This window comes from Streptomyces sp. AM25 (assembly GCF_058146165.1).
Map to the genome: position 1 here is coordinate 319341 of NZ_JBKIWN010000005.1, position 13999 is coordinate 333339.

9 protein-coding genes are annotated in these 13999 nt (G+C 71.2%); 5 read left to right on the forward strand and 4 right to left on the reverse strand.

The features are described from left to right. Positions 1–5 precede the first annotated feature (5 nt). Entirely contained in the window at positions 6–1202 is a 1197-nt protein-coding gene (locus tag ACLHRZ_RS08935; RefSeq protein ID WP_490417752.1) for a lantibiotic dehydratase, read from the reverse strand. A gap of 215 nt (positions 1203–1417) precedes the next feature. After that, positions 1418–2881, reverse strand: a complete 1464-nt coding sequence (locus ACLHRZ_RS08940) for a Cys-Gln thioester bond-forming surface protein (RefSeq protein ID WP_490417753.1) — start codon at positions 2879–2881, stop codon at positions 1418–1420. A gap of 366 nt (positions 2882–3247) precedes the next feature. On the opposite strand from ACLHRZ_RS08940, the gene ACLHRZ_RS08945 reads away from it, so the two are divergent. The 5 genes from ACLHRZ_RS08945 (at position 3248) to ACLHRZ_RS08965 (ending at position 9489) form a co-directional block, all read left to right on the forward strand. Beyond that, positions 3248–5038 (forward strand): hypothetical protein, encoded by a 1791-nt coding sequence (locus ACLHRZ_RS08945; protein ID WP_490417754.1) that lies wholly within the window; start codon positions 3248–3250, stop codon positions 5036–5038. Between the two features lie 56 nt (positions 5039–5094). Beyond that, entirely contained in the window at positions 5095–5937 is an 843-nt protein-coding gene (locus ACLHRZ_RS08950) for a T3SS effector HopA1 family protein (protein WP_490417755.1), read from the forward strand. Then, positions 5927–7612, forward strand: coding sequence for a hypothetical protein (locus tag ACLHRZ_RS08955; RefSeq protein ID WP_490417756.1), 1686 nt, complete (start codon positions 5927–5929; stop codon positions 7610–7612). Before ACLHRZ_RS08950 ends, ACLHRZ_RS08955 begins: the two co-directional genes overlap by 11 nt. Positions 7613–7768: 156 nt before the next feature. Then, positions 7769–8905 carry a NucA/NucB deoxyribonuclease domain-containing protein gene (locus tag ACLHRZ_RS08960; RefSeq protein ID WP_490417757.1) on the forward strand — a complete coding sequence of 379 codons (1137 nt, stop codon included), beginning with the start codon at positions 7769–7771 and terminating at the stop codon, positions 8903–8905. A 74-nt stretch (positions 8906–8979) separates the two neighbouring features. After that, the gene (locus ACLHRZ_RS08965; RefSeq protein WP_490417758.1) at positions 8980–9489 is read left to right on the forward strand and encodes a hypothetical protein; all 510 of its coding nucleotides are present in this window, start codon (positions 8980–8982) and stop codon (positions 9487–9489) included. Here ACLHRZ_RS08965 and ACLHRZ_RS08970 read toward each other — a convergent pair whose 3' ends face one another. Together ACLHRZ_RS08970 and ACLHRZ_RS08975 are read right to left on the reverse strand one after the other, a co-directional pair. Then, the gene (locus tag ACLHRZ_RS08970; RefSeq protein WP_490417759.1) at positions 9490–12546 is read right to left on the reverse strand and encodes a hypothetical protein; all 3057 of its coding nucleotides are present in this window, start codon (positions 12544–12546) and stop codon (positions 9490–9492) included. Between the two features lie 42 nt (positions 12547–12588). After that, positions 12589–13999: alpha/beta hydrolase (locus tag ACLHRZ_RS08975; protein ID WP_490417760.1), on the reverse strand; the 1411-nt coding region annotated here is incomplete at its 5' end.

Below are 13999 nucleotides of genomic sequence, written 5' to 3' on the forward strand. Positions count from 1 at the left end.
GTGCCTCACCCGGGGCCGGCGCAAGCGGCAGTTCGCTCGCGCAGCTCCGACGCGGAGACGTCGAGGGCGTACTCGGCACCATCGGTCTCCAGTGCCTCGTGGAGGAGGATGACGTCGTCGGTAGCGGCACCGCGCTGCAGCCGCGCGAAGGATTCCAGCAGCTGCGGCGCCGTCACGTCCACGTACAGCGGTGCGTTCGGCCTGCCGAGGCGGTGCGGCCCCTTCCCCCAGGCGCAACCCGGCACGGTGCGGGCGAAGAAGCGCTGCGGGAGGCCGAGTTCGTGCAGGCCGTCCGTGAGCCGGGACGGGAGGGTACGGGCGGGGACGAACCACGTCGCCCGGCCGAGGACGACCCGCCCCAGGGTGGCGCGCGGCAGGTGATGGACCTCGCGCGGATGGCGGTCGGCCCCGGTGAGTGCATGGACCCACAAGGGGCGGCCGATGGTGCCGCGGACGGTGAAGCCGCGGACCAGGAAGCGCAGCACCGACGGGAGGAGGGCGACGGGGAGGGTGTCCGCGTGCAGCGGAGTCACCTCGGCGTCCAGCCCGGCGGAGCGCAGCACCGGTACGCCTCGTCGCCGGTCGGGCACCACGGTCAGGTCGGTGAGCGGGATCCGGCGTGCGGGGGCTCGGCGGGTGGTGTCCGTGGGGTGGTCGATGACGTAATCGGCCGTGGAACCGGGCGAGATGCCCACCTCGGCGTGGACCCGTCCGTTGTCGGGGCGTGCAGAGTCCGTACCGCGGCCGACGGCGAGACCGTTGAGGACCAGCCGCGGCCCGTCGGGGGCGGCCCGCAGGTCCTGGACATGGCAGCGGACGGTTTCCGGTGCGCGCACGTGGGCGGGCCAGTCCGCCGTCAGGACTGCCGGGCTCGTCGACACGGAGCGCATGAACTCCCAGGCCTGACGGCGGAGTTCGTCGAGGTGACGGACGGGGGCAAGTGTGCTGTCCCGGAGGGCGAGGTGCGGGGCGAGTGGGCCCTGGAGGTGCGCCTGGAGCTCATGGGCGTCGAGGCGCCCGGGGCCGGTGGCCGGCTGCGCCGGTGACCAGGCGGCTTGTTGGACGCACCGGTAGAGGGTGAGGAAGTCGGTGCCCCGGGGGAAGCGGTCGTCCAGGATGGCCAACAGGGCCAGCTTGAACGGCAGGTCGGGATCGAGCAGTCCGGCCAAGCGGCGTACGGCGTCGAGGTCGTCCAGCAGCAACCGGGGGCCTCATTCGGGGTCGGGGACGGGGCGGCTCCTCCCCCGGCGCCCGACTGTAGGCGGCCGGTGGCCGGGATCGTGTCGGCGGATGGTGAGAGCGGTGCTCTCCAAAGTTGACATGTTGCAGGCAATGGGAGACGGCCCCGGCAGGGTTTCGCCTGCCGGGGCCGTCCCCGTCGGACGTGCGTCCGCGCATACGGGGCCGACGCCCCAGGTCACTTGCCCGCGCGGGCCTTCCGCCGGTTGCTCAGCACGACCGCACCGGCTCCGACGGCCAGCAGGACTGCCGCACCGATGCCCGCTGCGACGGTGGTCGTACTGGCCCCGGTGTTCGCGAGGTCGCCGCCGGGGGCCTTGCCCGAGCCGCCGCCCGCGGTGCCGGCGGAGGGCGAGGCGTCAGGGCTCGACGTGGCGGGCGTGGCCGGGGCGGAGGGCTTGCCGCCGGTGCTGCCCGTGGTGCCCTCGGCGACGGTGCGGCAGTCCAGGACGCCCTGGAAACGGCGCTCCTCGCCGCCCGGCAGCGTCACCTTGATGTCGTAGGTCTGCTTGTCGGCGACCGGGACCGGGACGGTCACGGTGCCGCCCGCCTTGACGGTGTGCTGCTTGCCTGCGATCGAGAAGGTGTACTCCGTGCCGCCCTTATTGGTGGCCGTGATGTCGACGGTGCCCTTGCCGCAGTTCTGTCGCGCTTCGACGGAGGGGACGGCGGCCTTGGCGTCGGCCGACCAGCTCACGGAGGCCGCGGCGGTGACGGTGCTGCTGGTGGAACCGGCCAGGATCATGGTCTGGCTGGACTTGTTCTGCCCGACGCCCGTGAACACCCGCCCCACGGGGACGGTGGCGGTGGCTTCGGCGCGGAGCCTGGCGGTTCCGGCGGCGGTTCCCTTGGGCACGTCGACGTACAGGCGCGTGCCGTTGGAGGCGGTGGTGACCGGCTTTCCGTCGGCGTCGACCAGTTTGACGTCCTTCTCCTGGGAGTCCAGTCCCACGCGGACGCCGGAGGCGGAGGTGGTGACGGTCAACGGCCCCAGCTTCTCGCCGCTCTTGCCGGAGACGGCCGGCTTGTCGAAGGTGAGGGAGGCGCGCGGTTCCTGCAGGGGCTCGGCCGCCTTCTCCAGGTACTTGGCGAGCTTGTCGGCCGCCGGGTCCTTGGCGCGGGTCTCGATGTGGTCGGAGAACCGCCAGATCGCGGCCTGGGTGCCGGCGGCGGCCTGCTCCTTGGTGAGCGTCCCGGTGCCCGCCGCCCTGCCGAGCGCCGCGAGGTCCTTCACCTGCGGGTAGGAGTTCTGCAGGATCCAGTTGATCTTTCCGGCGTCGCGGTTGTCGTGCAGCGAGCTCTGCTTCCAGGGCGTCTCCTGGTAACGGGCCTGCGGCTGGGTGGGGTTGAAGACGTCGATGCAGTACGTCTGCAGCGTGCCCGTTCCCGCGACGTCCAGGTTGAACAGACCGGCCTGCACCTGCTCCGGGCGTCCGTTGCGCTTGAGCTCCACCGTGCCCGCCGCTGCGAGGCCCTTGAGGGTCGCAGTGGCCCCGGCGCCCTCGCCGGACAGGCCGTTGTTGCCGTCCGCCGCCCCCGGCGCCGCGGCGGCGAGCACTCCTGCCGCCGCGAGCACCGTCGCGACGAGGCTCCGGCGCATGGCGGCACCCGCACCAGCCTGCCGGCTGTGTGCACGGAACATGGATTGTCCTTCCGGGCGAGGCGGACGGGGGTATGCCTCGCGTTGGTCTCGATCCGACATCAGGTTCCCCGCACCGGGTCGAAAACTAGCCCGGATCCACGAGAGTTAAAGAGTCCGTAAAGTTGACTGCGTGTCAGTCGATGGTTGATGTTCTTTCGTCGCCGGGCGGGGGTGACACCGGCCCGCCGACCACCGGACGGTCAACTTCTGATGCACAGCTGTCATCCTTCGGTCCTTCGGCCGGGGCCGCGGATACTGCGATCGTCGTGATCACCTGTAACGAGAATCCATGGGGGGTCCACGTGAAGTCAGCCATGCACCCGCGCGCTCCCGGGCGCTCCCGGCCCCCGGCCGACGACCGCGGCCATGCCCCCGCGCGTCGGCGGCGCCGGCTTGGGGGACAGACAGCAGGGCAGCGGCCGTCCCGAGCCGTACTACGTGGACGCGGTCATGCTCGCGCCCGGCATCGCCTGCACCGAGGAACCGTTGGAGTCGGTGACTGGCGGCGCCGCGCAGCCGTACTGGCAGCGCCGGCACGACGGTGCGCCCGACACGTGGCTGACGACCAAGGCCCTGCAGAAGACCGTGCTGCCGGTCGCCGAGGCGCTGCGCCGGTCCCGGGGCCGGGAGAAGGACCGCAAGCCCGCCGGCGGGCTGTCCTTCACCGGGTACGCGGCGCAACTGGTCGACCAGCTGGGACAGGTGCCCACCGGCAGGGCGCTGACGGCCGCAGTGCCCAAGCTGCTGCCCGTACCGGCGCTCGCCGACGGAGCAGGCACGCGTGACGCACGCACGCAGGACGCGCGCACGCACGACGGCGGATTCCGCGAGCTCGATCCCGCGGGCGGGCCGCCCCGGCCTGCCGCGGACATCCGGGTGCTGATCGCCAACGCGGGCCGCGACGTGCGCTCGACGGCCGTGGTGCCGCAGGACGCGGAGGCGGCGCGGGACGGCCGCGGCAGCTGTGCGGTCGTCGGCCTGCCGTACGCCACCGTGCTCCAACTCGGCGGACTCACCGACGCGTTCCTGTGGAGCCCGGTGGTGATGCTGGCGAGCCTGCTGTGCCACGCCACCCACATGCTGGCCGGGGCGTACGACACGTCCCCCGTCACGGTGCCGCGGACGCTGACGCCGGGCGCCTTCGGCACGTACGCGACCACGCGCAGCGCCGCCATCGCGCTCGGCGACAAGACGGCGCTGCGGCACGCGCTGCTGGGCGCCTCGGGCGTCTCCTTCCTGCACGCGGACAACTTCCTGCAGCTGCCCGCCTTCGAGGCTGCCTCGCGCACCGCCCGCGCCTTCCGCGACGCCCTGCCGACGGAGGCGGCCGGCCTGGCGAGGACGTACGACGAGACAGCCGTGACCCGCAACACGGTGTGGCGCCTCAACGAGTCGGCGGTCGCCCGGGAGTTCGGCCACAAGCCGCGCAAGAGCCACGAGCAGTCGGGGCAGCGGGACTATTCCCAGCGCACCCTGCTGGTCGAACCGAAGGAACTGGTGGCGGACAAGAACCTGGTCGACAGCCCGTACTCGGCGTGGGTGAAGGGCAAGGTCGGCGCACCGCACGCGTTCTCCGGGCTGAAGGACTCCTGGGAGCGGTGGTGGGAGAGTGCGATGTACCTCGACTACCTGTTCTCCCCCGTCAAGGCCGCGGTGAACGCCGTCACGGGCGGGGCCGTTCCGAGCGTCGTGGTGAACCCGGTGAAGAACCTGTACCGGCTGGCCAACGCCGGGCGCATGGTGGCCCATTACGCCGGAGCGGAGAAACCTGCTGTCGTGGACAAGGCGCCGCTGCAAGCCGCCGAGGAGGCGGTCAACCGCCTGCCTGTCCGCTACGACGCGCACGCGCAGGCCGTCGACACCACCTCGGTCGACCGGCTGCTGCAGGGGGTGCGGGGCGTCAAGGACGCGCAGGCCGCCGTCGCAGGCGGGCTGCCGCCCGCGTACATGCGCGAGCGGCGTCTGCGCACGCCGGGCGAGGCCGCCGGCTGGGCGGCGGAGAAGATCGTGGTACCGGCCGTGCTGGAGATGACGCCGTACGTCAGCACGGCCGCCACGGGCCTGCGCATCGCCACGCCGCACGTGGTCGCGGCGGTGCCGCGCGAACGGCGGGACGCCGCGCGCCGGCTCGTCAAAGAGGTGTGCTTACGAGACTGACGTCCCGTCATCTCCTATGTTCAGCCGTTGGTTTACGACACCGGAAGGCCTTCCGCGTGACCGTCGATGTCTCCGCCCCGCACCGCTCCCCCACCCACCTGCTCACGGCGCTGAGCGGCGTCGAGATCGCCGAGGACCGGCACGCCGCCTACGTCCTGGGCCACCGGATCCCCGGCGGCTCGCCCGAGGAGCTCCGGCGCGGGCTCGCCGACGCGCTCCTCGCGCTCCTGCATGTCGGGCACCCCGCGCCGGTACCGCCGCCGGAGCCATGTCACGACTCCGGGTACGCGGCGGACCTCGCCGGGGCCGTGCCGGCCGGCTGCCGGACCGTGCCGGACGCCTCGCCCGGCTGGGCAACGGCATACGGGTCGCGGGCGCAGGAACCGGCAGATGAAGCGCTGAACGTGTACGTCCACCTCGCGGACCCCGTGCTCGCGCCGGCGGTCTGGGGTTCCGTCCTGCGGGCGCTGGAGGACGGAGCGGGCGTGCCCTTCGTCGCCCGCGTCCTCGCGGATCCCGCCCGGTATCCGCGGCGGGACGCGTTGACGGTGCGGCTCGCCGCCGTGCACCGGCATGCCGCCGGTGCCGTCGCAGCGGCCGTGCAGGGGCTGCCCGGGGTCGGCACCTCGGTGTCCCGGTTCGCGGAGCCGCTCGGGGCGGGGGTGGCGGTGGCGTGGGAACCCGCGGGCCCCCGGCCGGAGTTCGGCCGGCACCGGGCGGAGGTGGTGGCGGAGGCACTGGCGACGGCGCCCATGGGCGCCGATCTGCCGCACGTCCTGGCACGGGCGTGCCGCCGGGCGGGCATCGACCCGGCGGCTCTCGCCCGCAATCTGTCGTCGCCACCCGTAGACGGGACCGTCGAAGGGGCTAGCGAAAGGACTGCCGTCCATGACGCATGAGCTGCTGCCGAAGCCGAAGAAGTCGTCCGCGGCGCGGTCGCAGGCGGCCGCCGGGCGGCCGGCCGGTGCGGTGCCCGCGGCTTCCGCGGCTCCTGCGGAGACGTCGCTGGCGGACCTGCAGCTGCGTCAGCTGGCGCGGGCCGCGGTGAAGAAGGAGCGGCACGAGGAGGCGCGGGAGCGCCGGCGTGCGGCCCGGTCGGCGCCGCGGCGCTGGGCGGACGCGCTGCTGGAGCGGATACGCCGGGGGCTGGGGAGGGCGGAACCCGCCCGGGAGGCGGGCCCGTTGCCCGGCGGGGAGGCCGGGCGGTTGCTCGCGCTGGACGACGCGCAGGCAGCCGATCCGGCGGCCGCGGTGCGGCTGGGGCTGCTCAAGGCCGTGGCCGCCCGGGGCGGCGTGGAGGCCTACCGGACGGCGGCCGAGGGACGCGTGGCCGGCTGGCGCACCGAGGCCCGCGAACGCGACCACGACAAGGGGCTGTTGGAGTATCTTCCGCCGGGGCTGCAGCCGCGGCGGGCCCGTCTCGCGCGCCGCCGCCGCAAGGCCGACGTGGAGCAGCTGGGCCGTCTTGCCGACCAGTTGGCGGCGACGCTGCCGCAGCTGGACACGTTGACGGACGACGAGAAGGACTACGTGGCCGGTTCGGCCGTCGCGGCCGCCGCACGGCAGACGGTGGGCGCGGGGACGGCCCTCGACCTGGCGGGCCACTCCGTCGAGGCCGTCCGTGCGGCCGAACGCCTGCTGGCCAAGGCGGCGGGCGCCGCGTCCGGGAAGACGGAGGCGGCACAGGCCGGTGCCGTGCACGGGGCCGTCCGGAGTTGGCTGCACGAGCGGGAGGCCCGGGCCTTCGCCGCGTCCCTGACCGGCCTGCCCGGGCAGGAGCTCGACGCCCACGTGGAGCGGCTGGCGGGCTTGCGGGATCCGCTGTCGCGGCGGCTGTGGGAGACGGCGGTGGGCTGCCGGGCCCAGCACGCCGCCGCACGCTCCGGCGACGTCCAGGAGTTCCTGGTCCGCCACCAGGACCGGTTGGCGCGCAAGCGGGCCGCGATGCCGCTGCGGTTGTTCCACCGGGACCGGGAGAGCGAGAAGCTGAAGCAGCTGGAGGCCGAGGCCCTGTTCCTCACCGGCAAGGACAACCTGCGCACGGTCTTCGCGCTGCAGTACCTGCTTCCGTTCACCGGTCCGCACGCGCTGGAGACCCAGCAGAAGCTGGCCGCCGAACTGCCGGACTTCCTGCGGGCCCGGATCGCGGACGTGCACGGCTTCCATCCGGCGGAGCGGCTGGAGGAGTTGCTGTCGCAGGTGGAGGACGAGAAGCGCATCCGCACGGTGCGGGACATGATTCCGCGCCTTGGCCGGGACGGGGCGAACGCCCTGTTCCGGGAGGAGCAGGCGAAGTACCTGGCGCAGGCGGAGGAGTTCGCGGCGGCCGTGCGGAAGGCGGAGAAGGCCCGTACCCGCGGGGGTCTGTTCACTTCGTGCTTCGGCGGGGGCGTTCCGGAGGACGAGTTCGAGGCGTTCCGCAAGCATGGGCGGGACCTGGCCAAGCAGGCGTCCGGCCTGGCGGCGGACCATGCGGCCTACGAGCGGGTGCTCAACACCCCTGCGTATGCAGGGCGGTTCGCGCCTGCCGAGCACATCCACGCGTGGAAGGACCGGCTCGGGGTCGACGGCTGATCACACACCGGCCGGGTACGTTCCGGTCGTGGGCGACCGGCGGGGGACGCGTGATGTTCTCGACCATGGTCTCCCGTTCGCGTTGACGCATCGTCAGAACAGTTTGAGCATGAGCAGGTCAATTTCGCGGAACCAGCGAAAGGACCTCACACCAGCATGGGCAAGAGAGCAACAACCACCCGACTGCGCCGGTTGGTTGCCGTGGTCGGCGCCGCGCTGCTGATACCGCTCGGCGTCAGCGGCTCCGCCTCCGCCGCACCTGCCGGCTCCGGTGACGGCCACAGGGCCATCGAGCTCGGTGCGCCGGAGCCGCTGCGCACCGTGACGAAGGCCGACGCCGCTACCGCCGGCGACCTGAACTGCCAGCCGGGCGAGTCCGTCCTCACCCGTACCCAGTCGTGCTCGTACTGGAGGATCCCGGTCGAGTACACCGTCAACAAGGTGCCGGAGGGCACCGCCACTCTGTGGGCCAAGTCCACCGCGACGCTGGACCCGCGCAACCGGTACACCTGGCACCAGACGGTCGCGCTGCGCCTGACCGACCCCACCACGTGGGCCGGGTTCGCCACGAACGGCTCGGTGGGCTTCGACTGCGGCCACTGCCGAGTACCCGCATCCGGCGAGCGCTACTTGTTCCCGGGCCTCACCGTCACCTACCAGTTCACCGTGACCTCACCGGGCCGTGCCCTGGTGAGCGACAGCATCCGTCCGTACGCCACACTGTCGGCACCCCGGCACGACAAGGGCTCGGCCGTCATCGGCTCGGTCTTCCGGCCGCGGTGCGACAACACCCCGCGGATCACGCCGCAGACCACCGGCGGCTGTGTCTACCCGGACGTGCCCGCGCTGTACAAGATCGACGTGACCAACGCGCGCGTGGCCGCGGTCGGCTGGCACGTGCTGTGGGCGCAGCGGAACCTCAAGCATCCGTGGGGTGTGGTGAACAGCCGTTACCCGCTGCACCGTACCTTCGACACGACGCTGCAGGGGAACAACCGCGACGTGGCCTGCGGCCGCGACGTGCCCCGCCCGCCGAACCGTCCCGATCTGTCCTGCGACGAGTACCCCTTCGCCCAGACGTACGAGGGGGCCAGCCGGAACCCGGACTACAGCTGCCACTTCCTGAACGCACAGGCCAACTCGCGTGAGGGTGCAGTGCGCAAGGCCGATCTGAACGGACAACGCGTCTTGGAGAACGACGCGTTCTATGTGCAGGTCGTCAATGTGCCGAAGGCAAAGCCGGACCTCGGCGAGCCGGGCCCGTACGGCCCGGTCGGCTGCGGCCACGACTGAACCGGCACACTGTCGGAGTGGTCGCACGCGCCACAGGTGCGTGCGACCCTCCTCGTTCACAAGAAGGTGGTCCCATGCCCAACCTGATCCGCCAGGCCGCTGCAACCGTGCACGTGGACGCCGCCACGGTCGACCTGGCCGGGGACGAACTGGTGGTGGAGTTCGAACCGGAGTGGACGGGCAACGGCCTGGTCGAGCCCGACCCGGCCGGGGACGGCGCCCGCATCCTGTGCGGGCAGGAGATCGGCCCCGTCGCCGTCACCGCGCAACTGTGGGACGCCACGCCTCCGTTGACCACCGACATCGACGCCTGGGAGGACGTCGCCGAGGTCCCCATCGTATGGCGGTCGCCGTTCGTCGACTTCGGTACGAGCGGCGAGAAGGACGACCCCGCATACCGCCTCCGTCTGCCCGGCCCGGGCGCCTACCGGCTGCGGGTGCACGGACGCCACCGCGACGACGGCGATCCCCGCGGGGACGACGATCCGGTGGAGGAGTACCTCATCCAGGTATGGGCCGCGCCGCACGACGCCGGGCACGTCATCAAGGTCACCAGCGAGACGGCCCATCACTGGACGAAGTGATCAGCCGGCGAGGACGGCTCCGGATTCCGCCAGCACCAGCACCTGTCGTCCGTCGGAGAGCTGCGCCCCCTGGGGGGTGAACTTCAGCGCCCCCTCCAGGGTCTCCCACTCGTCGCCGAGCGGGTACTCCCTTGACAGCGTGTCCGGCAGCCCGGCCTTCAGCACCCCGTTGCGTACGCCGACCAGTTCTCCGTGGCCGAGGCTGAGCATGGCGTGGATCATCTCCTGGCGCCCGCCGTCCACCCGCACGAAGGCAACGCGGTACCCCATCTTCAACCGGCTGAAGCTCGACGCGTCCGTGATCTCCCTGCCCTCCCCGCCCAGGAATGCGGTGAAGTCGTGAGCGGAGGTGACGTTGACGAGCCTGTGCATCTCGGCGTCGTCGATGACGCCGGTGCTGCGCTGCATCGCGGCGACCACGGCCCAGCTGGAATCCCCCGCCTGCTTCACCTCTTCCTGGAAGGCCTTGTCCCACCAGCGGTTCGAGATGTGGTTCTGAACCTTGAGGCGATTGGACTCCACGTCCGACTCGGGCATCCGCCACACCTGCCGCACGGTCGCGGCCTGGTACTCCCTCCCCGCAGGCAGGTTCCCGATGACGGACTTGTTGAGTGTGTAGATCTCCCGCCACCGGTCCCCGTCCCCGAGTTCGGCCGCCGCGACCCGCCACAGGCTGTCGCCCTGCTGCACGGTGTAGGTGGGGAAGACCTCCAGCGAGATGGCGGTCCCCGCCGGGAACTCCACGGTCCGGGTCTCTTCCGACCCGACCTCGGTGGCCGGCACGTCACCGCCGCGCACGACGGCCGCCGTGCCCCGCTTCGGGGCGATGGTGCACTTGATGATGCGCCCGGCGTACTTGAGGTGGAAACGCACACGCGGGTGCAGCACGAGCTCGGCGACCTCCCCCAGGAAGCCGGGGAACACCACGTCGACGGTGCCGGCTCGCTGCCCCACCGCCGGGGTCACCGTCGGGGTGCCTCCGACCACTGCGCTCGCCGTCGCCTTCGGGACGGTGTTGGCCTTGACGGACACCCGAACCGTACGGTCCGCGAGACGTGCAGCCATCCCCTTGTCGTACCAGGCCGGGCGGGTCAGCAGCTGTGTCCCCTCCCGGTAGTCCAGCGCCCAGCGCGGCGCATGCGTGCTGAACTCCGTCGCGGCACTGCCACTGTTGCCGAACTCCCGCATCTTCATCAGTTTGGTGGTCGTGCTCTGCCGGTACGTCGACAGCCAGTTCTCCATGGGGAGGACGAGCGGACCGTCGAGCCCTTGCATCCCCTTGTTGGCGAACTGACCGGCCGAGAGGTCGAACACCCACTCCCGCCCGCCCTTGCTGCCGATCACCACGAAGTGGTTGTCGTTGAGGGTCTTGCGACCGCCGTTGGCCCAGATGTCCATCCCCGCGTAGCGGATGTCGGTGAAACCCTTCCTCTTCGCGAAGCGGCCCACCGGCTCCATCAGCTTTTCGCAGTTCTCGCTCGGGTTGGCCATCAGCTTGCCGATGTCACGGTCCTTCCCGGCGGACTTCACCAGCTTGTCCGACAGCGCACGGTCGGCCTCGGACAGCTGCTGCGCCGCGTCCAGCTGTCGTGCCGCATTCTGCGTACGCATCGACTCGATACGGAATTCCGGTGCGTCCGCATGCACGTACACGCGTACCTGCTGCCCGTCGGCGAGCTCCCACACCCCGTCGCTGCGGAACCGCAGGCCCGCATCGTTCACCAGGTCGAACTCGCTGTAGCCGGGGCTCAGTCGCGGGTTGATGCCCGCGTTGTTGAGTCCGGCCACCCGGCCGTTGCCCGTCGAGGTCATGGCGTGCAGCATCGTCTGCTCACTGCCGGTGCCCCGGACGATCGCCACCCGCTCGCCGGCCGGAATGCGGCCCAGGCTCTCCGGGTTGGCGACCGGCTTCATCTCTTTGCCACCGAGGAATGCGTCGAAGGAGTTCGCCCGGGTCGTGGAGCGCAGCCTCGCCGCCTCCGCCGGTGTGATGACCCCCGCGAGCTCGTCCACCCGGATCGCCGCGTCCCAGCACACGTCGCCGCGCCGGAACGCGGCCGTCGGCAGGTCCTGGTGGTGAGCGATGGCCGAGGCGTACGCGGACGTGCGCTCCAGGGGTGCCTTCCCCGTCACCCCGCCCTCGATGCGTCCGATGATCCTGCGGGACAGGATCTTCTCCTGGCCCCTGGCGATCACCGATCGGAGGTTCTTGGCCGCGGCGGCCTTGGCTCCTGGCGCCGCGGCGCGCAGGAACTTCGCTGCGGCAGCTGCGTCCAGCACCGTGCCGCCGATGGCGAAGACCATGCCCAGGGCGGCGTCGTCCTCCGCGTGGCGGCGCACGTCCCCGCGGTCGGCGACCTTGCCCAACTGCCCCTGATAGACGGAGGAGGCGATACCTGCGGCTCCGGCCACCAGGCTGACCGCCAGCGCCGCGCCGCCTGTCAGGCCGACCGCCGCCAAGGTGGCCAGGTTGCTCACCGCGGTCATCAGATTGCGCCGGAAGCGCAGCCCCTCGTCGCGCCGCTGCTCCTCGGGTGTGTAGACGAGTGCGTCCGCATCTTTGCGGACCTTGGCCAGACCCGCGTCCCACAGGTTCTCGTACACCTGGGGCGACGTGCGGAAGGTGAACGGAATGTACTTGATCTCCCGCGACCCGGCCATCGTGGGCAGCCGCGCGCGCAGCGGCTTGAAGTCGCTGGAGGAGACGCGACCGCTCTCGTACGCGGACAGGTGCTCGCGCACGAAGCGCTCCCAGTCCGTGGAGTAGAACATCTGCGGCAGCCACCGGGCCTCGCCGGTGGCGACCGAGACGATCAGGTGGTCGTCGCCGGATCCGAACGTGACCAGGTTGGGGACCACCTCACCGTTGAAGACCACGAGCCGGGGCTGCTGCTCGCCGGCGATGGCTGCACCGACCACGTCGGACACCGGGCTGCTGTCCGGCAGTTCGCTGAACAGTCTCCCCAGTGCGCCCGCGACCCGGTTCCGTGCGTAGGTCAGGTAGGAGGATCTGTTCTCCGCGGTGTCGACGACCTTGAGCGCGTCCTCCAGGACCATGGTGCCGACCTGCTGGCGGGCGGAGTCGCCGGTGGCCGCCCGTCAGAGATCCTTGGGCAGGTGGCCGGGCGGGGTGGTGTAGCTGCGGGACCAGCCACTGCTGGTCAGGTCGTTCTCGCGATGCATCTCGCCGAGCAGCACCTCGCGCAGGGTGAAGGTGCGCTCCTTCTTCGGGATGCCGCGCGGATCGTGCAGGTCGTAGCGCTGCAGGGTCTTGTGGTAGGTGGCGGTGATCCGGGTGTTGAGGTTCACCGTCCGTGCTTCGGCCGATCCGCTCGCCGCCTCCAGGGCGGCCCGGATCATCTCGTCGATCTTTGCCGAGGACTTCGCTCTGTCCTCCGAAGAGATGGTGATCTCCCGCAGCAGTGGATCGATGACGGCGAACGAATCCTCCTGCGACGAAGCGGTCGCCCCGGTCGGCTCCGGAGCACCGTGCGGCGAGTCCATGCCGCGCGTGTCGCGCTTCTTCCTGGTCTGCATCTTGGCCGGCGGGCTGGTGACGGGACGACCGGCCAGGCTCCGGTGACCTGCGACGACAGGTGTGGTGCGCTGTTCCGTCCGGGATATGTCCTCCGATTTACGGACGACGGCACGGGCGATGTTGGCCAGGGATTCGGTGCCGGCATTGTAGTAACTCTGGTGACTCGTGAACGGGTTGGTGAGGTCCTTCGCCGCAGTCCACTTGTAGTCGACCTTCATACGGGTGACCGGATGGTTCTTGTCGTAGTTCTTGTGCGCCGGGTCGATGCTGAACCAGTTGAACCAGCTGACGGGGTCGGAAGCGGTGGCGGCGACGAAGATGTCGGACCGACCGAGGTGCTGGGCACGCAGCCCGGTTCCGGGGCTGCCGAGGAAGACCAGGTTGTCGATGACGGGTCTGCCCGCGGTGTCGTTCCCGGCGTTCGCGGCGGCATGCCCGGTGACCACGCTCCCGTAGCTCAGCCCGCTGACGGTCAGCAAGGGGTAGGGGCCCATTCCCAGACCCGTGCGGACTGCACTCTGGCGCCAGTACAGGCGCCATTTCTCCAGGTCCTGCAGGAGGAGTTCGCTGCCTTCCCCGGCCGGCCCCTCGAAGGCCACCTTCTTCAGCCCCGGAGCCTTGTAGCCGACCCAGGCCACGACGGCGACCCTGGACCGGGGCCGGGTGCTCAGGCACTGCTCGCGCAGCCGACGTGCGTGGCCGACCAGTTCCCCGAGGGATTCCAGCGAACTTCCCATGCCCGGCACCAGGACCGCCACGTACTCGGCCGTTTCCATGTCGCCGACGGCAACGGCCGCGCGCCCGCGGCCCTTGAACCAGGGGTGGTAGACCAGCAGCGAACAGTCCGTGTTGTCGTCCATCACCTGCTTCACCCGGCCGGCATTGCGCGGGAAGATGCCGCTCAGTTCGTTCGCGTCGTTCGTACACCGGAGGAGGTTCTGCCCCAGGGCGATTGCAAAGTTCGTTGATCGT

Excerpts from the sequence above, each read along its gene's own strand:
- ACLHRZ_RS08940 (WP_490417753.1), bottom strand. The coding sequence starts at position 2,881 with ATGTTCCGTGCACACAGCCGGCAGGCTGGTGCGGGTGCCGCCATGCGC.
- ACLHRZ_RS08960 (WP_490417757.1), top strand. The coding sequence starts at position 7,769 with ATGGGCAAGAGAGCAACAACCACCCGACTGCGCCGGTTGGTTGCCGTG.
- ACLHRZ_RS08955 (WP_490417756.1), top strand. The coding sequence starts at position 5,927 with ATGACGCATGAGCTGCTGCCGAAGCCGAAGAAGTCGTCCGCGGCGCGG.
- ACLHRZ_RS08965 (WP_490417758.1), top strand. The coding sequence starts at position 8,980 with ATGCCCAACCTGATCCGCCAGGCCGCTGCAACCGTGCACGTGGACGCC.
- ACLHRZ_RS08970 (WP_490417759.1), bottom strand. The coding sequence starts at position 12,546 with ATGGTCCTGGAGGACGCGCTCAAGGTCGTCGACACCGCGGAGAACAGA.
- ACLHRZ_RS08945 (WP_490417754.1), top strand. The coding sequence starts at position 3,248 with ATGCCCCCGCGCGTCGGCGGCGCCGGCTTGGGGGACAGACAGCAGGGC.